General features: G+C 60.4%; 17 protein-coding genes. 9 read left to right on the top strand and 8 right to left on the bottom strand.

The features are described 5' to 3' along the window. Nucleotides 1-95: 95 nt before the first annotated feature. The 5 genes from morA to QRN33_RS17450 all read left to right on the top strand — a co-directional run bounded on the left by morA (nucleotide 96) and on the right by QRN33_RS17450 (nucleotide 8,552). A complete protein-coding gene (gene morA, locus QRN33_RS17470) occupies nucleotides 96-3,944 on the top strand; it encodes a cyclic di-GMP receptor MorA (protein ID WP_042610513.1) in 3,849 nt (1,282 codons plus the stop codon). A 234-nt stretch (nucleotides 3,945-4,178) separates the two neighbouring features. Then, on the top strand, nucleotides 4,179-5,432 hold the full coding sequence (gene glyA, locus QRN33_RS17465; RefSeq protein ID WP_039761726.1) for a serine hydroxymethyltransferase: 1,254 nt from the start codon (nucleotides 4,179-4,181) through the stop codon (nucleotides 5,430-5,432). 329 nt (nucleotides 5,433-5,761) lie between these two features. Next, entirely contained in the window at nucleotides 5,762-7,075 is a 1,314-nt protein-coding gene (locus QRN33_RS17460) for a C4-dicarboxylate transporter DctA (RefSeq protein WP_285409433.1), read from the top strand. Nucleotides 7,076-7,124: 49 nt separating this feature from the next. Beyond that, entirely contained in the window at nucleotides 7,125-7,829 is a 705-nt protein-coding gene (locus tag QRN33_RS17455; protein WP_285409432.1) for a FadR/GntR family transcriptional regulator, read from the top strand. 18 nt (nucleotides 7,830-7,847) lie between these two features. Beyond that, a complete protein-coding gene (locus tag QRN33_RS17450) occupies nucleotides 7,848-8,552 on the top strand; it encodes a GntR family transcriptional regulator (protein WP_285409431.1) in 705 nt (234 codons plus the stop codon). A 98-nt stretch (nucleotides 8,553-8,650) separates the two neighbouring features. On the opposite strand, the gene yjiA is transcribed toward QRN33_RS17450, so the two are convergent. The 3 genes from yjiA to QRN33_RS17435 all read right to left on the bottom strand — a co-directional run bounded on the left by yjiA (nucleotide 8,651) and on the right by QRN33_RS17435 (nucleotide 12,055). Continuing rightward, a complete protein-coding gene (yjiA, locus tag QRN33_RS17445; RefSeq protein ID WP_064364097.1) occupies nucleotides 8,651-9,622 on the bottom strand; it encodes a GTPase in 972 nt (323 codons plus the stop codon). 153 nt (nucleotides 9,623-9,775) lie between these two features. Next, nucleotides 9,776-9,973 (bottom strand): YbdD/YjiX family protein, encoded by a 198-nt coding sequence (locus tag QRN33_RS17440; protein ID WP_003228401.1) that lies wholly within the window; start codon nucleotides 9,971-9,973, stop codon nucleotides 9,776-9,778. 15 nt (nucleotides 9,974-9,988) lie between these two features. Further along, a complete protein-coding gene (locus tag QRN33_RS17435) occupies nucleotides 9,989-12,055 on the bottom strand; it encodes a carbon starvation CstA family protein (protein ID WP_042610518.1) in 2,067 nt (688 codons plus the stop codon). 160 nt (nucleotides 12,056-12,215) lie between these two features. On the opposite strand from QRN33_RS17435, the gene QRN33_RS17430 reads away from it, so the two are divergent. Further along, nucleotides 12,216-12,584: a PilZ domain-containing protein gene (locus tag QRN33_RS17430; RefSeq protein WP_285409430.1), complete on the top strand. Its 369-nt coding sequence runs from the start codon at nucleotides 12,216-12,218 to the stop codon at nucleotides 12,582-12,584. A gap of 119 nt (nucleotides 12,585-12,703) precedes the next feature. On the opposite strand, the gene radA is transcribed toward QRN33_RS17430, so the two are convergent. The 3 genes from radA to katB are packed head-to-tail and all read right to left on the bottom strand — an operon-like array spanning nucleotide 12,704 to nucleotide 16,266. Next, nucleotides 12,704-14,071: a DNA repair protein RadA gene (gene radA / locus QRN33_RS17425; RefSeq protein WP_285409429.1), complete on the bottom strand. Its 1,368-nt coding sequence runs from the start codon at nucleotides 14,069-14,071 to the stop codon at nucleotides 12,704-12,706. Nucleotides 14,072-14,118: 47 nt separating this feature from the next. After that, complete coding sequence (locus QRN33_RS17420) at nucleotides 14,119-14,664, bottom strand: ankyrin repeat domain-containing protein (protein WP_042610520.1); 546 nt, start codon at nucleotides 14,662-14,664, stop codon at nucleotides 14,119-14,121. 60 nt (nucleotides 14,665-14,724) lie between these two features. Continuing rightward, nucleotides 14,725-16,266, bottom strand: a complete 1,542-nt coding sequence (gene katB / locus QRN33_RS17415) for a catalase KatB (RefSeq protein ID WP_123420020.1) — start codon at nucleotides 16,264-16,266, stop codon at nucleotides 14,725-14,727. Nucleotides 16,267-16,551: 285 nt separating this feature from the next. Between katB and mscL the strand changes: the two genes are divergently transcribed. Beyond that, entirely contained in the window at nucleotides 16,552-16,965 is a 414-nt protein-coding gene (gene mscL / locus QRN33_RS17410) for a large-conductance mechanosensitive channel protein MscL (protein ID WP_024014404.1), read from the top strand. A 45-nt stretch (nucleotides 16,966-17,010) separates the two neighbouring features. Here the strand turns inward: mscL and QRN33_RS17405 are convergent, their stop codons facing one another. Continuing rightward, complete coding sequence (locus QRN33_RS17405) at nucleotides 17,011-17,787, bottom strand: ferredoxin--NADP reductase (RefSeq protein WP_042610522.1); 777 nt, start codon at nucleotides 17,785-17,787, stop codon at nucleotides 17,011-17,013. Between the two features lie 315 nt (nucleotides 17,788-18,102). Here QRN33_RS17405 and QRN33_RS17400 point away from each other — a divergent pair, with 315 nt between their 5' ends. Beyond that, complete coding sequence (locus QRN33_RS17400; protein WP_064364093.1) at nucleotides 18,103-18,813, top strand: autoinducer binding domain-containing protein; 711 nt, start codon at nucleotides 18,103-18,105, stop codon at nucleotides 18,811-18,813. A gap of 174 nt (nucleotides 18,814-18,987) precedes the next feature. Then, nucleotides 18,988-20,112, top strand: coding sequence for a methyltransferase (locus QRN33_RS17395; RefSeq protein ID WP_285409428.1), 1,125 nt, complete (start codon nucleotides 18,988-18,990; stop codon nucleotides 20,110-20,112). Between the two features lie 71 nt (nucleotides 20,113-20,183). On the opposite strand, the gene QRN33_RS17390 is transcribed toward QRN33_RS17395, so the two are convergent. Further along, nucleotides 20,184-20,351 (bottom strand): DUF2474 domain-containing protein, encoded by a 168-nt coding sequence (locus tag QRN33_RS17390; RefSeq protein WP_016773090.1) that lies wholly within the window; start codon nucleotides 20,349-20,351, stop codon nucleotides 20,184-20,186. Nucleotides 20,352-20,392 lie beyond the last annotated feature (41 nt).

The following is a 20,392-nucleotide window of genomic DNA, read 5'->3' as shown; positions in this document are numbered from 1 at the left end:
GCACTTCGCCACAACTCAAGGCATGCTAGCCGCCCTTCGGGCGTCCGGCTTATAGTGCACGTCGCGCCAGTCCAGCCAAATCGCAGGATCACAGCTTGACCAATGTCACTCCGCCAGCCTCTGTGAGCAGCACCCCACCGGCGCCCGGCTCGCCCCTGCGCGGGACATTGAAGGGGGCGCTGGCCACCCTCGTGCTGTTATTGCTCGCGTTGCTGTTCTGGCAACTGCTCGATCAATTGCGTGAAACCCAGAAGAACCAGCGCCAGTACACCATCGACTACACCGCCGACCTTGCCGCGCAAGTCAGCCTGAACATGGCGCTGAATGCGCAAATTGCCCTCAATCTGCTACCGATCGTCGAACAACCGCAAACCGCCGACGAACAGCAGATGCTCTTGCGCAAACTGCAGCGCTCGCTGCCCGATCTGCGCAGCATGGCCCTGCTCTCGCCCTCCGGCCGGATCATCAGCGACAGCGCCAGCGACAGCTCCGACGCCGATTACCTGACCGAACTGGTACGCCGCAGCCGCGCCCAGGCGCATTACTTCAGCAACGCCGATGACGGCTCGGTGGTGCACCTGCTGTTGCATCAGGCCAGCGGCAGCAGCCGCGGTTACTGGGCGTTGCGGCTGACGCCGACGTTCTTCGACTCGCTGACCAAACAGGACGCCACCGCCCTGCGCCCATTGTGGCTGGTGGAAAACCGCCTCAATCACCAGATCATCAGCCGCGAAGCCGGATTGCCCTCGGCCAAGGCTGGCGGGCTGACCCCCGACGATGTCGCCAACACCGTGCTGACCGTGCCGCTGAGCAGCAGCGACTGGCAGTTGCGCGGGCTGTTCGACCGCCAGCGCGTGCTGGAAGAATTGCTGCCGGCGTTCATCGGCAAATGCCTGCTCGGCCTGGCGTTCTCGATGTTGCCGGTGATTGCCCTGCTCAACATGCGTCGGCGCCAGCGCCAGGTGCATGAAGGCCGGCGGCGTTATCAGGATATTTTCGAAGGCACCGGCGTGGCCTTGTGCGTGCTTGACCTGTCCGGGCTCAAGCAGATGTTCGACAAGGCGCAGATCCAGACCAGCGACCAGCTCAAGGCCTGGCTCGACCAACCGCAGCAGCGCCAGCAATTGCTCGCGGAAATGCGCGTTACCGAGGTCAATCAGGTCGCCCTGCAACTGCTCGATGTGCACTCCTGCGACGATGCCTGGCAACTGCTGATCGACGGCCAGCGCCATCCGCAGTGCGCGATCGGCCAGCAGATTCTCGACGCCGTGCTGCAGCAGCAGAAGCAGCTGGAACTGGAAATCAAACTGCCCAACAGCAATGGCCGCGACCAGCACCTGTGGATGGTCCTGCGCCTGCCGAGCGAGCAGCACGACTATAAAGCGGTGATCCTCAGCATCAACGACATCACCAGCCGCAAGCTGATCGAGCTGTCGTTGCTGGAGCGCGAAGGCTTCTGGTCGGACGTGGTGCGCACCGTGCCGGATCATCTGTATGTGCAGGACGTGATCAGCCAGCGGATGATTTTCAGCAACCACCACCTCGGCCAGACCCTCGGCTACAACCGCACCGAGCTGCATCAAATGGGCGAATACTTCTGGGAAATCCTCCTGCACCCGGAAGACGCCGACTACTACCATCGCTCGCGGCAGTTGCAGCGCCACGCCGGTTACAGCCAGTTGCTGCAATGCCAGCTGCGCTTCCGCCATCGCGACGGCAAGTGGCGGCGCTTCGACATTCGCGAACAGGCGCTGGCGCGGGACAAGCACGATCAGGTCACGCGGATCATCGGCGTGGCCAAGGACATCACCGAACAGATCGAAGCCAGCGAATCGCTGCGTGACAGCGAGCAGCGCTACCGCATGCTCGCCGAAAGCATCAGCGACGTGATTTTCTCCACCGACTCCAAGCTCTCGCTGAACTACGTCAGCCCGTCGGTGCAGGCCGTGCTTGGCTACAACGCCGAATGGATTTTCCAGAATGGCTGGCAATCGACCATCGCCAACCCCGGGCAGTTGAACGGCATCTACACGCTGATGGACCGCGTCAGCAAGGCGCTGGACAAGCCCGAGCAACTGGCATTGCTGCGCAGTCAGGTGCAAACCCAGCTGTTCCTGTTCGACTGCCTGCGCGCCGACGGCCGCAAGATTCCGATCGAACTGCGCCTGGTGCTGGTCTGGGACGAACACGGCGCGTTCGAAGGCGTGCTTGGCGTCGGCCGCGATATCAGTCAGCAGCGCCGTGCCGAGAAAGACCTGCGCATGGCCGCCACGGTATTCGAGCACTCGACCTCGGCGATCCTGATCACCGACCCGGCCGGCTACATCGTCCAGGCCAACGAAGCGTTTAGTCGGGTCAGCGGTTACACAGTCAGCGAAGTCCTCGACCAATTGCCGAACATGCTCACCGTCGACGAGCAGCAGGACGCGCACCTGCGCTACGTGCTCAAGCAGTTGCACGAGCACAGCACCTGGGAAGGCGAAGTGTGGATGAAGCGCCGCAACGGCGAGCATTACCCGGCGTGGGTCGGCATCACCGCCGTGCTCGACGACGAAGGCGATCTGGCCAGTTACGTGTGTTTCTTCAGCGACATCAGCGAGCGCAAGGCCAGCGAGCAGCGCATCCACCGCCTCGCCTACTACGACGCCCTCACCCACCTGCCGAACCGCACGCTGTTCCAGGACCGTCTGCACACCGCACTGCAAGCGGCCGAACGGCAGAAGTCGTGGGTGGTGCTGATGTTCCTCGACCTCGACCGTTTCAAACCGATCAACGACTCCCTCGGCCACGCCGCCGGCGACCGCATGCTCAAGGATATGGCCACGCGTCTGCTGGCCTGCGTCGATGACGACGACACCGTGGCGCGGATGGGTGGCGACGAATTCACCTTGCTGTTGCAGCATCGCTCCAGCCGTGAACTGGCGCTGAACCGGGCGATTCATGTGGCCGAGCAGATCCTCGCCAGCCTGGTGCGGCCGTTCGTGCTCGAGGGCCGCGAGTTCTTCGTCACCGCCAGTATCGGCATTGCCCTGAGCCCGCAGGACGGCAACGAACTCAGCCAGTTGATGAAGAACGCCGACACCGCGATGTACCACGCCAAGGAACGCGGCAAGAACAACTTCCAGTTCTATCAGGCCGACATGAACGCCAGTGCGCTGGAACGTCTGGAGCTGGAAAGCGACCTGCGTCATGCGCTGGAGCAGAACGAATTCGTCCTGTATTACCAGCCACAGTTCAGCGGCGACGGCAAACGTTTGACCGGCGCCGAAGCGCTGCTGCGCTGGCGCCATCCGCGGCGTGGACTGGTGCCGCCGGGGGATTTCATTCCGGTGCTGGAAGAGCTCGGGCTGGTGGTGGACGTTGGCGACTGGGTCATCAGCGAGGCCTGTCGACAGCTGAAAACCTGGCACCAGCAGCGGGTGCGGGTGCCGAAGGTCTCGGTGAACATTTCCGCACGGCAGTTCTCCGACGGCCAGTTGGGCACCCGGATCGCGACGATCCTGCGGGAAACCGGCCTGCCCCCGGCGTGTCTGGAACTGGAACTGACCGAAAGTATCCTGATGCGCGAAGTCAGCGAGGCGATGCAGATTCTTGCCGGACTGAAAAACCTCGGCCTGAGCATTGCAGTCGATGACTTCGGCACCGGTTATTCATCGCTGAACTACCTCAAGCAATTCCCGATCGACGTGCTGAAGATCGACCGCACCTTCGTCGACGGCCTGCCGTCCGGCGAACAGGACGCGCAGATTGCCCGGGCGATCATCGCCATGGCCCACAGCCTGAACCTGGCGGTAATTGCCGAGGGCGTGGAAACCCACGAGCAACTGGACTTTCTGCGTGAGCATGGCTGCGATGAGGTGCAGGGTTATCTGTTCGGACGGCCGATGCCGGCGGGGCGGTTCGAGGCGCAGTTCTGCAACGACGCGCTCTTCATGTTCGACTAGAACACGCAATTGTGGCGAGGGAGCTTGCTCCCGCTTGAGTGCGCAGCGCTCACAGGGTTTTGGGGCCGCTGCGCAGCCCGGCGGGAGCAAGCTCCCTCGCCACACAACCACCCGATCACCGCTGATCCCGTCATGAACGCCACTTGTCTGCGACATGATGTCGTTTCATATGTCATCCAAAAGCGGTTGGGTTAGAATGCCCCCCTTTTCTGCCCCCGATCCTTGAGGACCGCCATGTTCAGCCGTGATTTGACTATTGCCAAGTACGACGCCGACCTTTTTGCCGCCATGGAGCAAGAAGCTCAGCGTCAGGAAGAACACATTGAGCTGATCGCTTCGGAAAACTACACCAGCCCAGCGGTGATGGAAGCTCAAGGCTCGGTCCTGACCAACAAGTACGCTGAAGGCTATCCGGGCAAGCGTTACTACGGTGGTTGCGAATACGTCGACGTGGTTGAACAACTGGCCATCGACCGCGCCAAGGAACTGTTCGGCGCCGATTACGCCAACGTTCAGCCGCACGCCGGTTCCCAAGCCAACGCTGCTGTCTACCTGGCCCTGCTGTCGGCCGGCGACACCATTCTGGGCATGAGCCTGGCCCACGGCGGTCACCTGACCCACGGTGCCAGCGTTTCCTCCTCGGGCAAGCTGTACAACGCCATCCAGTACGGCATCGACGCCAACGGCCTGATCGACTACGACGAAGTCGAGCGCCTGGCAGTCGAGCACAAGCCGAAAATGATCGTCGCCGGTTTCTCTGCCTACTCGCAGATCCTCGACTTCCCGCGCTTCCGCGAAATCGCTGACAAGGTCGGCGCCTACCTGTTCGTCGACATGGCTCACGTTGCCGGTCTGGTTGCCGCTGGTGTCTACCCGAACCCGGTGCCGTTCGCTGACGTCGTGACCACCACCACCCACAAGACCCTGCGCGGTCCACGTGGCGGTCTGATCCTGGCCAAGGCCAACGCCGAGATCGAGAAAAAGCTCAACTCCGCAGTATTCCCGGGCGCCCAGGGTGGCCCGCTGGAGCACGTGATCGCGGCCAAGGCGATCTGCTTCAAGGAAGCGCTGCAGCCTGAGTTCAAGGCTTACCAGCAACAAGTGGTGAAAAACGCCAAGGCCATGGCCGAAGTGTTCATCGCGCGCGGTTTCGACGTGGTGTCCGGCGGTACTGAAAACCACCTGTTCCTGCTGTCGCTGATCAAGCAGGACATCTCCGGTAAAGACGCCGACGCCGCACTGGGTAAAGCGTTCATCACCGTGAACAAGAACTCCGTGCCTAACGATCCACGCTCGCCGTTCGTCACCTCCGGCCTGCGCTTCGGTACCCCGGCTGTGACCACTCGCGGCTTCAAAGAGGCCGAGTGCAAAGAGCTGGCCGGCTGGATCTGCGACATCCTGGCTGACCTGAACAACGAAGCGGTGATCGATGCCGTTCGTGAGAAAGTCAAAGCCATCTGCAAGAAACTGCCGGTGTACGGCGCTTAAGTGCGACGTTAAACCTGCAGCATGAAAAACCGGCCAAGTGATTGGCCGGTTTTTTTTCGCCTGTTGAAAAGATCAAAAGATCGCAGCCTTCGGCAGCTCCTACGGGAAAATCGCATTTCAAATGCAGGAGCTGCCGGAGGCTGCGATCTTGGCTTCTGGACCACCGGTCAGACCGGTCATGCCAATTTCATGCTGCCCACTTGTAATCAGGAAAAACCCAAGCCTAGACTGCGCCTGCACTGGACATACCGGTAAGACCACAATAATTAAGTCCTGAATCCGATGCGCAACGCGTGCGGCAGCCAGGACACCGACCCAGGATTCCTCCCATGCTCAGATGGTGCTCGCGTTCAATCTTCCTTCAAGTGATTCTCGGACTGATGCTCGGCATCGTCTGCGGGCTGACCCTTCCCGAATACTCCGCCCAACTGAAACCGCTCGGCGATGGCTTTATCAAACTGATCAAGATGCTGATCGGCCTGATCGTGTTCTGCGTGGTGGTCAGCGGCATCAGCGGCGCGGGCGATCTGAAGAAGGTCGGGCGCATCGGCCTCAAATCGGTGATCTACTTTGAAGTGCTGACCACCATCGCCCTGGTGATCGGCCTGGTATTCGCCTTCAGTACCGGCATCGGCAGCGGCGCGAACATCCATCTTGAGCAACTCTCCAGCGCCGACATGGGCGACCTCGCTGAACGCAGCCAGCACATGCACACCACCACGCAATTCCTGATGGACCTGATCCCGACCTCGGTGATCGGTGCCTTCGCCGACAACAACATTCTGCAAGTGCTGCTGTTCTCGGTGCTGTTCGGCAGTGCGCTGAATCTGGTCGGCGAAGCGGCGTCCGGGATCTCGCGGCTGATCAACGAACTGAGCCATGTGATCTTCCGCATCATGGGCATGATCGTGCGGCTGGCGCCAATCGGCGTGTTCGGCGCTATCGCCTTCACCACCAGCAAATACGGCCTCGATTCGCTGCAACATCTGGGCAGCCTGGTCGGTCTGTTCTACCTGACCTGCGTCGCCTTCGTCGCGTTGATTCTCGGGCTGGTGATGCGCGTTTCCGGCCTGCGCATGTGGCCGCTGCTCAAATACCTGCGTGAAGAACTGCTGATCGTCATGGGCACCGCTTCTTCCGACGCCGTACTGCCGCAGATCATGCGCAAGCTCGAACACCTCGGTATCGGCAGCTCCACCGTCGGCTTGGTGATCCCGACCGGGTACTCGTTCAACCTCGACGGGTTCTCGATCTACCTGACTCTGGCCATCGTGTTCATCGCCAACGCCACCGGCACACCCCTGGCGATGACTGATTTGCTGACGATTCTGCTGGTGTCGCTGATCACCTCGAAAGGCGCCCACGGCATTCCCGGATCGGCACTGGTGATTCTCGCGGCGACTTTGACCGCAATCCCGGCGATTCCCGTGGTCGGTCTGGTGCTGGTGTTGGCCGTGGACTGGTTCATGGGCATCGGCCGCGCGCTGACCAACCTGATCGGCAACTGCGTCGCCACCGTGGCCATCGCCCGCTGGGAAAAGGACATCGACGTGCAGCGCGCGAACAAGGTGCTCAACGGCGAACAGGGCTATAACTTTCAACCGCGAAAAACCGTCGCTCAGGCGGCGGCCAAAGAATTTTGAATGAGTGCCGTGCCTGCTGATTGGCAGGCACGGCGCAGGGAGCCAATACGTGATTACAACTTCAACCGTCGTCAATTCAGTGGTGGAAAAGCTCCGCGCCGCGTTGGCTCGTGGCCAGTGGCGCACAGGCGACATGCTGCCGGGCCAGCGCGAACTGGCCGAACAACTGGGCATCAGCCGGCCGAGTCTGCGCGAAGCGGTGATCGTCCTCGAAACCCTCGGTCTGGTGCGCTCGATGCCGGGCAAAGGCGTGGTCGTCCTCGATGCCCAACTCAGCGACAGCCAGAGCCACGACAGCGCGGTGGCCGGCGCCAGTCTCGAAGACGTGCTGCAACTGCGCTACACCCTCGAGCCGTTCATCGTCGGGCTGGTCGCGCAATCGATCAGCAGCAAGGAAGTCGGCCAGTTGCGCCTGACCCTGATGGACATGCGCGAAGCCCTCGAGGCCGGCGACAGCGAAGCCGGGGTCAGCGCCTACATCGCCTTCCACGAAGAACTGTTCACCCTGACCTCGAACCCGATTTTCCAGAGCGTGGTCCAGCAGACCAGCAATGCCCTCAAGCAAAGCGCCGAGGTATTGCGTAACTCGCCAGAACACTTGGCTGAGCGCCTGGAAGAAAACGAAGCCGTGGTCCGCGCGATCCGCAGCAAGAACAGCGCTCAGGCCAGCGCCGAGATGCGCCGGCACATTCTGCGCGAAGGCCAGCGCATGGGCGTCGAGCTGAATATCCCGGATGACAACCTGCCCACCTGATTTGCCAGGAGAACGGCCATGAACAGTTTTGCTTCAGCCTCGCATGCGCACTCCACTGCCCTGCCCTTCCCTGGCCTGCGCACGCCGGTGGAGGATCTGTATCCGCGAGTGTTCGACGCGATCCTCGAGCAGCGTATCGATGAACACAGCCGGTTTACCGAGGACAGTCTGAAGGCGATGTTCAGCGCCAGCCGCGCCGATGTGCGGCGGGTACTGACGCAGTTGTCCCATGAACAGATCGTGGTGCTGCGCGCCAATCATCGGCCGCGAGTGGCGGCGCCCGATCGAGAGCTGATGCGGCAGACGCTGCATGCGCGGCGGCTGGCTGAAAGCACCTTGGTGCGGTTGGCGTGTCAGCGCTCGCGTGCAGATGAGTTACAACGTCTGCGCACGTTGATCGAACGCGAGAAGCGCGCCGTCGAGCAGGATCGGCGCGGGGCGGCGATTCGCTTGTCGGGGGAGTTTCATCTGCAGTTCGCGCGGATGGCGGGTAATCTGCCGCTGGCGCATTTTCTGCGCAGTCTGGTGCCGTTGACGTCGTTGGCGATTGCGCGGAGTCGGTGCCCGACGCGCAGTTGTTGCGCGTGGCAGGAGCATTTGGCGTTGGTTCAGGCCGTCGAGCGAGCTGATGCTGCCAAGGCAGAGGAACTGATGAATCGACATCTGGATCATCTTGAGCAGACACTGCTCGGTCCAGATCTTGAGCATTGTGTTGTTGGTTAGATTGCTATCGCGAGCAGGCTCACTCCTACATTTGAAATGCGTTCCCCTGTAGGAGTGAGCCTGCTCGCGATGGCGTCATCATTGACACTACAAACCCATCAGGCAGAGGCCACCCTGGCAAACCCCGCCCGAATCTTCTCTTCCGGCAAGTCATCGGCAATAAACACGATCACACTCTCTCGCGCTTCGCCTTCGGCCCATTCGGTGTCCCAGTCGAAACCATAAAGCTTCAACACCCCCTGAAACACCAGCCGTCGATCTTCCCCGGCGATATTCAGCACGCCTTTGTAGCGCAGCAATTGCTTGCCATGCTCTTCCAGCAGTTCGTTCATGAACTCGCTGAGCTGATCGATATCCAGTGCCTGATCGGTGCGCAGCACCAAGCTGGAGATGCGATCGATCGAGGGTGCCTTGCTCACCGGACGCAGGCTCAAACCGCCGCCCAGATCAGCATTGAGGTTGAAGCCGCGCACATCCAGCAGTTCGGCCAGATCAATGTTGCCGTGCTCGACCACGCGGATCGGCGCGCGACGGTTGATTCGCGTAAGGCGTTCGCTCAATGCGGTGAACGTCGCCTCATCGACCAGATCGGTCTTGCTCACCAGCAAGCGATCGGCGAAACCGATCTGCGCCTGGGCGATGGTCTGGGTCAGGTGCACATCGGCGTGAGCGGCGTCGACCAAGGTGATGATGCCGTCGAGCAGATAACGCTCGCGCAGTTCTTCATCGATGAAAAAGGTCTGCGCGACCGGCGCCGGATCGGCCAGACCGGTGCATTCGATCACCAGACGATCGAAGGCGATTTCGCCACTGTCCAGGCGCTCGAGCAGCAAGTACAGCGCCTTGGTCAGGTCGGTGTGAATGGTGCAGCAGACGCAGCCGTTGGCCAGGGTCATGACCTGCACCGGCTCGTCACCGAGCAGTTGGGTGTCGATGCCGGCGTCGCTGAATTCGTTCTCGATCACGGCGATTTTCAGACCGTGCTCGGCTTTCAGTAAATGACGCAGCAAGGTGGTCTTGCCGGCGCCGAGGAAACCGCTGAGTACCGTTACCGGAATGGGAGAAGACAAAACCTGATCTCCTTAAAGAAACACAAAAACAAATGTGGGAGCGAGCCTGCTCGCGAAAGCGGTGTGTCAGTCAAATCATTCATCAACTGACACTCCTTATTCGCGAGCAGGCTCGCTCCCACAGGGGGATTACCTCAACCGCAGGCTGTCAGCTCAACAGCACTTCGGCCCACCCTTGCCACCGTAACGGGCTTCCTGACGTTCGCGAAAGAACATCTCGTAGCTCATCACCGGTTTGTCCGGGTGCTTGGTTTGCATATGCTCGACGTAGGTGTCGTAGTCGGGCATGCCGACCATCAGGCGCGCGGCCTGACCGAGGTATTTACCGAGGCGACTCAGGTCATTGAACATGCTGCAATCCTCTGGTTACGCATCCGGCAGGGCCTGGAATGGCGATTCTTTATCCGTACGCTCTTTCTTGCCCCAGGCGGCAATGCCGACCTTGAGCGCGTAGAACAGGATGCTGAAGACCACGAACAGGAACAGCGCGGTGAGTGTGGCGTTGGTGTAGGCGTTGAAGATCACGTGCTGCATCTGCTCGACGCTTTTCGCCGGTGCCAGCACCTGACCGTTGGCCAGCGCATCGCTGTACTTCTTCGCCAGCGAAAGGAAGCCGATGGCCGGGTTGGCGTCGAACAGCTTGATGAAGCCAGCGGTGGTGGTGCAGATCAACAGCCAGGTGGCCGGCAACAGGGTGACCCAGATGTAACGCTGGCGCTTCATCTTGATCAGAACCACGGTGCCAAGCATCAGCGCGATACCGGCGAGCATCTGGTTGGAGATGCCGAACAGTGGCCACAAGGTGTTGATGCCGCCCAGTGGATCGATCACGCCCTGATACAGCAACCATCCCCACATCGCCACACAACCGGCGGTAGCGATCAGGTTGGCGGTCCAGGATTCGGTGCGTTTCAGCGCCGGGACGAAGGAGCCGAGCAGGTCCTGCAGCATGAAACGCCCGGCACGGGTACCGGCATCGACAGCGGTGAGGATGAACAGCGCTTCGAACAGGATCGCGAAGTGGTACCAGAACGCCATGGTGTTTTCACCCGGCAGGACACTGTGCAGGATCTGCGCGATACCGACCGCCAGGGTCGGCGCACCACCGGCGCGAGCCAGGATGGTGGTTTCGCCGATGTCATGGGCAACCGCTTGCAGCGCCTCAGGCGTGATTGCGAAGCCCCAACTGGTGACCATTTGCGCTACTGACGCGGCATCACTGCCGACCACGGCGGCCGGGCTGTTCATGGCGAAGTACACGCCCGGCTCGATCACCGAAGCGGCAACCATGGCCATGATCGCTACGAACGATTCCATCAGCATGCCGCCGTAACCGATGTAGCGGGCGTTGGTTTCGTTATCCAGCAGCTTCGGCGTGGTGCCCGAAGAAATCAGTGCGTGGAAACCCGATACCGCGCCGCAGGCGATGGTGATGAACAGGAACGGGAACAGACCGCCCTTCCACACCGGCCCGGTGCCGTCGACGAACTGGGTCAGCGCCGGCATTTTCAGCTCGGGCATGGTGATCAGGATACCGATCGCCAGCGCGACGATGGTGCCGATCTTGAGGAAGGTCGACAGATAGTCACGCGGGGCGAGAATCAGCCAGACCGGCAGCGACGCGGCGACAAAACCGTAACCGACCAGCATCCAGGTAATCTGCACACCGGTGAAGGTGAAGGCCTTGGCCCATACCGGATCGGCAGCAATCTGCCCGCCCAGCCAGATCGAACCGAGCAGCAGCAACACGCCGACCACGGAGATTTCGCCGATGCGGCCCGGGCGGATGTAGCGCATGTAGATGCCCATGAACATCGCGATCGGGATCGTCGCCATCACGGTGAAGATGCCCCACGGGCTCTCGGCCAGGGCCTTGACCACGATCAGCGCCAGCACCGCGAGGATGATGATCATGATCAGGAAGCAGCCGAACAGCGCGATGGTCCCGGGAATCCGGCCCATTTCTTCACGCACCATGTCGCCCAGGGAACGGCCGTTGCGGCGGGTCGACATGAACAGGACCATGAAGTCCTGCACCGCGCCCGCCAGCACCACACCGGCAATCAGCCAGAGCGTGCCGGGCAGATACCCCATCTGCGCCGCCAGCACCGGACCGACCAGCGGCCCCGCGCCAGCGATGGCCGCGAAGTGGTGACCGAAAAGAATGTGTTTGTTGGTCGGCACATAGTCCAGACCATCGTTGTTGAGCACGGCGGGGGTAGCCCGACGCGGATCCAGTTGCATCACGTTGTTGGCGATGAACAGACTGTAGTAACGGTACGCAACCAGATAAATGGCCACGGCAGCGACCACAATCCACAAGGCGTTGATCGCCTCGCCGCGGCGCAATGCCACTACGCCCAGGGCGCACGCTCCTACGATTGCCAGCACGAGCCACGGTAAGTGGCGCAGCAGGCTATTATTATTTTTCATTTTTTTATTCCAGCCAGGGTGGACAAGAAAGACAGCCACCCCGAGTTTAGCGCTTACGGCGCCAAAGGCCATACCCCGACATAGGTCTAGACGCGTGCGCGATTGGCTGGCGCACGCATTCGCGGTCTATAGTCAGCGAACCTTCATGAGGATTTGCGCCATGAACGATCACTCCGCCAATCGACGTCGCTTCAAACGTATTGCGTTCGATGCCCGAACCGAGCTGAAACAGGGCGAGTACACCTGGCCGGTCAGGCTGATCGACCTGTCACTCAAGGGATTGTTGATCGAACGGCCGGAGCCGTGGCTTGGTGATAAAGAGCAGGACTTTGCCGTCGACATTCATCTGAGCGATGACGTCGACATCAAGATGGATGTGCATCTGGCCCACGAGGAGAACGGCCATTTGGGGTTCATCTGCCGGCATATCAGCCTGGAGTCGATCCAGCGCCTGCGGCGGTTGATCGAGTTGAACCTGGCGGATAAGGCCGAGCTGGAGCGCGAGTTGGGTGCGTTGATCGAAATCTAGAACCCGCCACCGATCAACTGTAGGAGTGAGCCTGCTCGCGATAGCGGTCTGCCATTCAACATATCATTGACTGATTGACCGCTATCGCGAGCAGGCTCACTCCTACAGGGGAATGGTGGTTATTCGAAGAGCGCGTCGAGGGCTTGTTCGAGGCGAGTGACCGCAATGATCTGCAACCCCGCCGGCGCTTCCTTCGGTGCGTTGCCCTTGGGCACGATCGCGCGTTTGAAACCGTGCTTGGCCGCCTCCTTCAAACGTTCCTGGCCGCTCGGCACCGGGCGCACTTCGCCGGACAGGCCGACTTCACCGAACACCAGCAGATCATGGGGCAACGGCCGATTGCGCAAACTCGACATCACCGCCGCCATCAGCGCCAGATCCGACGCGGTTTCCAGCACCTTCACGCCACCGACCACGTTGAGGAACACGTCCTGATCGTGAGTCGGAATGCCGCCATGACGGTGCAGCACCGCGAGCAGCATCGCCAGACGGTTCTGATCCAGCCCCAGCGTCACCCGACGCGGGTTGGCCAGATGGCTGTCATCGACCAGCGCCTGCACCTCCACCAGCATCGGCCGGGTGCCTTCCCACGTCGCCATGACCACACTGCCGGGGACTTCTTCCTGGGCCCGGGTGAGAAAAATCGCCGAAGGATTGGAGACTTCTTTCAGGCCCTTGTCGGTCATGCCGAACACGCCCAACTCGTTCACCGCGCCGAAACGGTTTTTCACCGCACGCAGCAAACGCAGGCGACCGTCGGATTCGCCTTCGAAATACAGCACGGTGTCGACCATGTGTTCCAGCACACGAGGACCGGCCAGAGCGCCCTCTTTGGTGACGTGGCCGACAAGGAAAATCGCCGTGCCGCTCTGCTTGGCGTAACGCACCAGCAACGCCGCGCTCTCGCGCACCTGGGATACGCCGCCCGGTGCCGATTGCAGTTGCTCGGTGAAAATGGTCTGGATCGAGTCGATCACCATCACCTTGGGCTTTTCCTGACGGGCGGTGGCGATGATGGTCTCGATGCAGGTCTCGGTCATTACCCGCAGTTGATCCTGCGGCAGGCCGAGACGGCGTGCGCGCATCGCCACTTGCTGCTGGGACTCCTCACCAGTGACGTACAGCGCCGGCATGCTCTTGGCCAGATTGCACAGGGTCTGCAGCAGAATGGTCGACTTGCCGATCCCCGGGTCACCGCCGATCAGCACCACTGAACCGTCCACCAGCCCGCCGCCGAGGACGCGATCGAGCTCACCGGAGGCGGTGGAAAGCCGTGGAATTTCTTCGATGCTGACTTCGGCCAGGGTCTTGATCTGGGCCTGTTGCCCGGCCCAGCCGGTACGTCCGGTGGGTGCGGTGGCGCCGCCGCTTTCGATCATGGTTTCGGTCAGGGTGTTCCAGGCACCGCACTCACCGCACTGCCCGGCCCACTTGGGAAAGGTTGCGCCGCACTCGGTGCAGCCGTACATGCGCTTGGCCTTGGCCATCAGAACCCCCGGAACAAAAGACGCGATGATAACGCAGCCACCGCCGATCAGCGCGGCGCAGCGGTACGGATTTCGCCACTGGCCAGACGCGCGGCGCTGTTGCCCAGCGGATCCTCGGCGTTGAGGTCGGCGCCCTTGGCTTGCAATGCATCGAGCAATTCCAGACGCTTGAACAGCCCGGCATACATCGCCGCCGTCTGTCCGGCGCCGTTACGCTGGTCGGGGCTGCAATCGGTGGCCATCAGGCGCCGGGCAATCTGCAACTCGCCCTTGAATATCGCGCCCATCAGCGCCGTGTTGCCACGTTGATCCTGAGCACAGGCGTCCGCGCCTGCTGCCAACAGTCGCTCAACCGCCGGCGCCTGACCGTGATAGGCGGCCAGAATCAGCGCGGTGTAACCCTTGCTGTCGCGGGTATCAAGGGCATAGCCGGACTCGATAAAGGTTTCGAGCATCGGCACATCCCCGCGGCGCGCGGCATCGAAGTAATAAGCCTGCAACTGCGCCTTGATTGCCTCGGGGCTTTGCTCGACCGGGGCCGCCCCCGCAGTGAACGACAGGCACGCGGCCAGGCATGAAAGAAAAATCCGCATCGGGCACTCTCCTTGAACGCACGCGAGGCCGGGCTGGCCCTCGCGTGCGCCGCATCGCTATCAGTCGGTCAGTTTGGCCGCCAGTGCTTTCACCCGGCTGAGGTCGCCCTTGGCCACTTCGGTCACACCGCTGCCGTACTCAGGGTCGGCCTTGTACAGGAACGACAGGATGATGTGCTTGCTCTCGTCATCGGTGGTGGCCAGCGAGCCGCCGAAGCTGTCGATCAGGTCGCGACGTTCCTGCTTGCTGTACGAGCGATACAGATCACCTGCCTGCTTGAAGTTCTGCTCGCGCTGGATCTTCGCCTGCTGGGTGCTGCCGGACAGCGCCGACTGGCTGTAACGCGCCGCTGGCGTCTCTTCACGCGGTTGCAGGCGGCTCGGCTGGTAGTTGACGCCGGACTGGCTGGCGCCGAAATTCATCGCACCGTCCTGATTGCCATTGTTCACCACAGTTTTCGGCGCGTTGATCGGCAATTGCAAAGCATTGGCGCCGAGACGATACATCTGCGTATCGGCATAAGAGAACACCCGCCCCTGCAACAAACGATCTTCCGAAGGTTCAATACCCGGAACTACGTTGGCCGGCGCCATGGCTACTTGTTCGGTTTCCTGGAAGACGTTGGCCGGATTGCGGTTCAAGATCATTTGTCCAACTTTGCGTTCGGGAATACCCGGCCAGATCTTGGTCGCGTCCAATGGATCGAAATCAAACTTGGACAAATCCTGTGGCTTCAGAACTTGCACGTACAAGTCCCACTTCGGGAAGTTGCCTTTGTTGATATTGCTGACCAGGTCATTGGTCATATGGCTGTAATCCTGACCCTGAACTTTTGCGACCTGCTTTGGCCGCAGGTTATTAATGCCCTGCAAGCTCTTCCAATGAAACTTCACATAATGAACTTCATTCTTTGCGTTGATCAGCTTATAGGCATGAACGCCATTGCCGTCCATTTCCCGGTAACTGGCCGGTGTACCGTAGTTGGAATACAGTTCGGTCAGCGTGCGGGTGGCTTCGGGTACATGGGAGAAGAAATCGAACCGGCGCGAATCGTCGTCGAGGTTGGTGCGCGGATCGGGCTTGAAGGCATGCACCATGTCCGGGAACTTGATCGCATCGCGGATGAAGAAGGTCGGGAAGTTGTTGCCGACCAGATCCCAGTTGCCGTCAGCGGTGTAGAACTTGGTGGCGAAGCCGCGCGGGTCGCGCAGGGTTTCCGGGGAATGGTTGCCGTGCACCACCGCCGAGAAACGCACGAACACCGGGGTGCTCTGGCCTGCGGCGAACACCTTGGCCTTGCTCAGGTCGCTGAGGTCGTTGGTCACGGTGAAAGTGCCATGGGCGCCGGTGCCGCGCGCATGGACGACGCGCTCGGGGATGCGTTCACGGTCGAAGCGCTGCAGCTTCTGGATCAACTGCACATCCTGCAGCAGCACCGGGCCGTTGGCGCCGGCGGTTTGCGAGTTCTGATTGTCACCGACAGCAGCGCCATTGTCGCGGGTCAGCGGAGCGGCGTTGACCGAAAAGGTCAGCAGGCTGGCGGTCAATACACCGAAAGTGCGGCGATGGGGAAAAGCCCCCAGTCCAGGAGTGGATGTCATATCAGGTTCCTCTGGTTTTATGGGGCGCATCCAGGTGCGCCACGCCAAGGCTAGAGGCCCGTGCCGCGGAACATAAATAGAAAGAACGTAACACCATGATTGAAGAAAATGGCTGTGCAATCAGCGCTTTACCGCGTATTTCGCGCGCGATTGCTGGCATTTTGCAAACTAATCGTCAATTGATGTGTCGATAAAAACGGGCATTGTAAGAAGGTGTTTCGCACAGGAGGCGTTTCGCTGATTTACACTGCCAACACCAAACTCATCTGTAACAAGGAAATAACTATGGGCGTGCTTAGCGAGTTCAAGGCCTTCGCGGTCAAAGGCAATGTGGTCGATATGGCCGTCGGTATCATCATTGGCGCGGCGTTCGGCAAGATTGTTTCGTCGTTTGTCGGCGACGTGATCATGCCGCCGATTGGCCTGTTGATCGGTGGGGTGGACTTCAGTGACCTGGCCGTCACGCTCAAAGCCGCCCAGGGCGATGCGCCCGCAGTGGTGCTGGCTTACGGCAAATTCCTGCAGACCGTGCTGGATTTCGTGATCGTCGCGTTCGCCATCTTCATGGGCGTCAAAGCCATCAACCGCCTCAAGCGCGAAGAAGCCGTGGCGCCAACCGCGCCGCCGATCCCCAGCAAGGAAGAACAACTGCTGGGCGAAATTCGCGACCTGCTCAAAGCGCAGAACGAGCGGCCCTGAAGCATCCGCTGGGCAATAAAACGGCACCCGCGGGTGCCGTTTTCGCTACCAGTAATTTTCCACCGCAACCTGCCCCGGCTTGCGCGTCAGGCTCAGGCGCATGTCGCGTTGCTTGAGCAAGGCGCGGGTGTCGTCGATCATCTGCGGATTGCCGCACAACATCACCCGCGAATGCTCTGGCGAAAGCTCGACGCCCGCTGCTCGCTCAAGTTCGCCATTTTCGATCAGCGCAGTAATCCGGCCCTGCAGCGCGCCGGGGTGCGCCTCACGGGTCACAGTCGGGATAAACCGCAATTTGTGCGCATGCTCGCTGAGGTAGTCACGTTGCGCCAACCCGGCAATCAACGCCTGGTAAGCCAGTTCCCGCGCTTCACGCACGCTGTAGACCAGAATGATGCGCTCGAATTTCTCCCAGACTTCGAAGTCCTGCAGGATCGACAGGAACGGCGCCACGCCGGTGCCGGTGGACAGTAGCCAGAGATCGCGACCATCGACAAAGCGATCCAGGGTCAAATAGCCGAACGCCTGGCGTTCAACCATCAGGCTGTCGCCCACCCTGAGCCGGCTCAACTCACTGGTGAACTCGCCCCCCGGCACCACAATGGAAAAGAACTCGAGAAACTCGTCGAACGGCGACGAAACCATCGAATACGCGCGCCAGACGGTACTGCCGTCGGCCTTGGTGACGCCCAGGCGGGCGAACTGCCCGGCACGGAAGCGAAAGCCGGGATCGCGGCTGGTGCGCAGCGTGAACAGGTTCGGCGTCAACGGTTGGACATCGAGCAAGGTCTGGGTGGTGTACTTCTCGGCGCTGGCAGTCATGAGGCACTCCTTGAAACGATTGCCCACAGTGTCCCGCAAAATCGCCTTGCCTAACACTCGTGATTGGTAATGGTATTAAGCGGATCAACGCTGTGCATTCGGGACTGCCGCCAGAGTCAGTTATTGAGCAATAACTTTAAATGGCAATTAAAATATAACAGCCTGTATTGCTAAGAACGCTTTATGAAAAAACTTCCAAGTATCAATCTCGAAATAATGTAAGGCGACTCGCAGGAAAGATCCTACACTTCGAATCGTGCCGGATCTTTTGGATCCATTCGGCGCCCAGATATCAGGTTATGGAGGCGATAGTTCATGGAAACGTGGAAGGAATCACAACTCAAACAACTGACGTTTGCCAAAGGCATAGAGGCGGCTTACCCGATATTGTTGAGATTCGCGGAGAACCTTGGGTTTAACTTCTGCGCCATTGCAGTCACCTCGCCGAATCGCGAAGTGCATCTGAATGCCTTGCAAATCAATAATTACCCGAAAGAATGGAACATTCAGTACAACAAAGAGAACTACCGGAACATCGACCCGGTAATAGCGCATTGCAATCACTCAATACTTCCAATCGTATGGGAAGAGAGAGTGTTCGGCGATGCACCCCAGCTGTGGCAGGCGTTGAAACACAATGGACTGCAGCATGGCTGGTCGCAGGCATTCCATGATGAAGCCAGTGGCTTGTGCAGCATCATCAGTCTGGCTCGAACCCACTGCCCGATCAGTCCGCTGGAGCTGTATGAGCATTACGGTTATATCTTTTTCGCCAACCGGCACTTCAGCGAACTGTATGCCCGCACCGTGCCCATACCGGCCAAGCCCAGCAGGCCGAGGTTATCGTCCAGGGAGCTGGAAATTCTGAAACTGTCGGCCTTGGGCAAGACCGCTCATGACATTTCGAGAATTCTCAGCCTGAGCGAACGTACCGTTAACTACCACGTGCAAAACGTCATCGAGAAACTCAACGTGTGCAACAAGATTTCCGCCGTGATTGCGGCTGCTCGTGCCGGGATCATCTGATAGCCGAGAGTGATCGCGCGGCAATCCTGCGAGTATTTACCCGCAAAAAAACGTAACATTCAGGCCTCTCCGAGTGATGACGCACACCGCTTGCATCGCAGTCCACTCGGTAGGATCCCGTCGCACTACATGCTGGCAACGGGATAACTGCCGAATATCCTGAGTCCCCGCCCCATGCCTTTGCTAGAGACACCCTTCGCCCAGCTCGACCTGATTCGCCAGCCCGAACAGCAGAATGAACCGCTGCAAGCGTTCGACGCGGCGGACGAATACCTGCTCAATCATCTCGCCAGCGAACAACCGGCAAGCAGCACCCGCGTGCTGGTGCTCAATGACAGCTTCGGTGCATTGGCCATCAGTTTGCTGGGCAAGGTCGAGGTCAGCAGCAGCGGCGACTCGTTCCTGGGTTTCGTCGGACTGGAAAAGAATCTGCTGCGCAACGGCCAGGCGTTCGATGCGATTCGTCCAATCCCGGCCAGTGAGCCCTTGGTCGGGCCGTTTGATCGGGTGCTGATCCGCGTCCCCAAAACCCTGGCGCTGCTGGAAGAACAGTTGATCCGCCTGCAAGGGCAACTGGCTCCCGGCGCGCAAGTGATCGCGGCTGCCATGGTCAAGCATCTGCCCCGTGCTGCCGGCGATCTGCTCGAGCGCTACATCGGCCCGGTGCAAGCGTCGCTGGCTGTGAAAAAAGCGCGCTTGCTGATTGCCACACCGCAAACCAAAACACCCGCAACGTCCCCCTACCCCACTCGTTATCGCCTGGATGAACCGGCGATCGAACTGCTCAACCACGCCAACGTGTTCTGCCGCGAAGGTCTGGACATCGGCACCCGCGCGTTCCTGCCGCATCTGCCGAAGAACCTTGGCAACGCACGAGTCGCCGATCTCGGTTGCGGCAACGGTGTGCTGGCCATTGCCAGCGCGTTGCAGAACCCGGACGCGCATTACACGCTGGTCGACGAGTCATTCATGGCGGTGCAATCGGCGGCCGAGAACTGGCGCGCGGCGTTGGGCGATCGGGAAGTGGTGGTGCGCGCCGGCGATGGTCTGGCCGGGCAGGCGCCGCAGTCGCTGGACGTAGTGCTGTGTAATCCACCGTTCCATCAGCAGCAGGTAGTCGGCGATTTCCTCGCCTGGCGCATGTTCCAGCAGGCGCGCGAGGCACTGGTGGTCGGCGGTGCGCTGTACATTGTCGGCAATCGGCACCTGGGCTATCACAGCAAACTGGCGCGCCTGTTCCGCGGCGTCGAGCAAGTGGCGGCAACGCCGAAATTCGTCATCCTCAAAGCCCGCAAATAAATCCCGGACAAAAAAAACCCTCCGTGAGGAGGGTTGCAAATCCGTACCCGAAGGCGCCGGGACGGGATGTTTCAGTGGGTGGTCAAACCTGCGGCATTCATGAACATGCGCATCAGGCTGGCGGCGATAAACAGCACGCCGACACTGCCAACCCAGATCAAGGCCAACCAGCCGAGCCGCTGCCACAGCGGTTTTTTTTCGGCTTCTTCAATGTCGTGCAGGGAATGTTTGCCGGTCATTGCGTCGATCTCCGTTTAGCCAAGGCGTCACTGCGGACGCC

The sequence above is a fragment of the Pseudomonas sp. FR229a genome (genome assembly GCF_030209115.1).
Lineage (GTDB): Bacteria > Pseudomonadota > Gammaproteobacteria > Pseudomonadales > Pseudomonadaceae > Aquipseudomonas > Aquipseudomonas moraviensis_A.
This window is presented reverse-complemented; position numbering and strand designations above follow the sequence as displayed.

Excerpts from the sequence above, each read along its gene's own strand:
- QRN33_RS17460 (WP_285409433.1), top strand. The coding sequence starts at position 5,762 with ATGCTCAGATGGTGCTCGCGTTCAATCTTCCTTCAAGTGATTCTCGGA.
- QRN33_RS17435 (WP_042610518.1), bottom strand. The coding sequence starts at position 12,055 with ATGAAAAATAATAATAGCCTGCTGCGCCACTTACCGTGGCTCGTGCTG.
- katB (WP_123420020.1), bottom strand. The coding sequence starts at position 16,266 with ATGACATCCACTCCTGGACTGGGGGCTTTTCCCCATCGCCGCACTTTC.
- mscL (WP_024014404.1), top strand. The coding sequence starts at position 16,552 with ATGGGCGTGCTTAGCGAGTTCAAGGCCTTCGCGGTCAAAGGCAATGTG.
- QRN33_RS17395 (WP_285409428.1), top strand. The coding sequence starts at position 18,988 with ATGCCTTTGCTAGAGACACCCTTCGCCCAGCTCGACCTGATTCGCCAG.
- QRN33_RS17400 (WP_064364093.1), top strand. The coding sequence starts at position 18,103 with ATGGAAACGTGGAAGGAATCACAACTCAAACAACTGACGTTTGCCAAA.
- QRN33_RS17420 (WP_042610520.1), bottom strand. The coding sequence starts at position 14,664 with ATGCGGATTTTTCTTTCATGCCTGGCCGCGTGCCTGTCGTTCACTGCG.
- radA (WP_285409429.1), bottom strand. The coding sequence starts at position 14,071 with ATGGCCAAGGCCAAGCGCATGTACGGCTGCACCGAGTGCGGCGCAACC.
- QRN33_RS17430 (WP_285409430.1), top strand. The coding sequence starts at position 12,216 with ATGAACGATCACTCCGCCAATCGACGTCGCTTCAAACGTATTGCGTTC.
- glyA (WP_039761726.1), top strand. The coding sequence starts at position 4,179 with ATGTTCAGCCGTGATTTGACTATTGCCAAGTACGACGCCGACCTTTTT.
- QRN33_RS17405 (WP_042610522.1), bottom strand. The coding sequence starts at position 17,787 with ATGACTGCCAGCGCCGAGAAGTACACCACCCAGACCTTGCTCGATGTC.
- QRN33_RS17390 (WP_016773090.1), bottom strand. The coding sequence starts at position 20,351 with ATGACCGGCAAACATTCCCTGCACGACATTGAAGAAGCCGAAAAAAAA.
- QRN33_RS17450 (WP_285409431.1), top strand. The coding sequence starts at position 7,848 with ATGAACAGTTTTGCTTCAGCCTCGCATGCGCACTCCACTGCCCTGCCC.
- QRN33_RS17440 (WP_003228401.1), bottom strand. The coding sequence starts at position 9,973 with ATGTTCAATGACCTGAGTCGCCTCGGTAAATACCTCGGTCAGGCCGCG.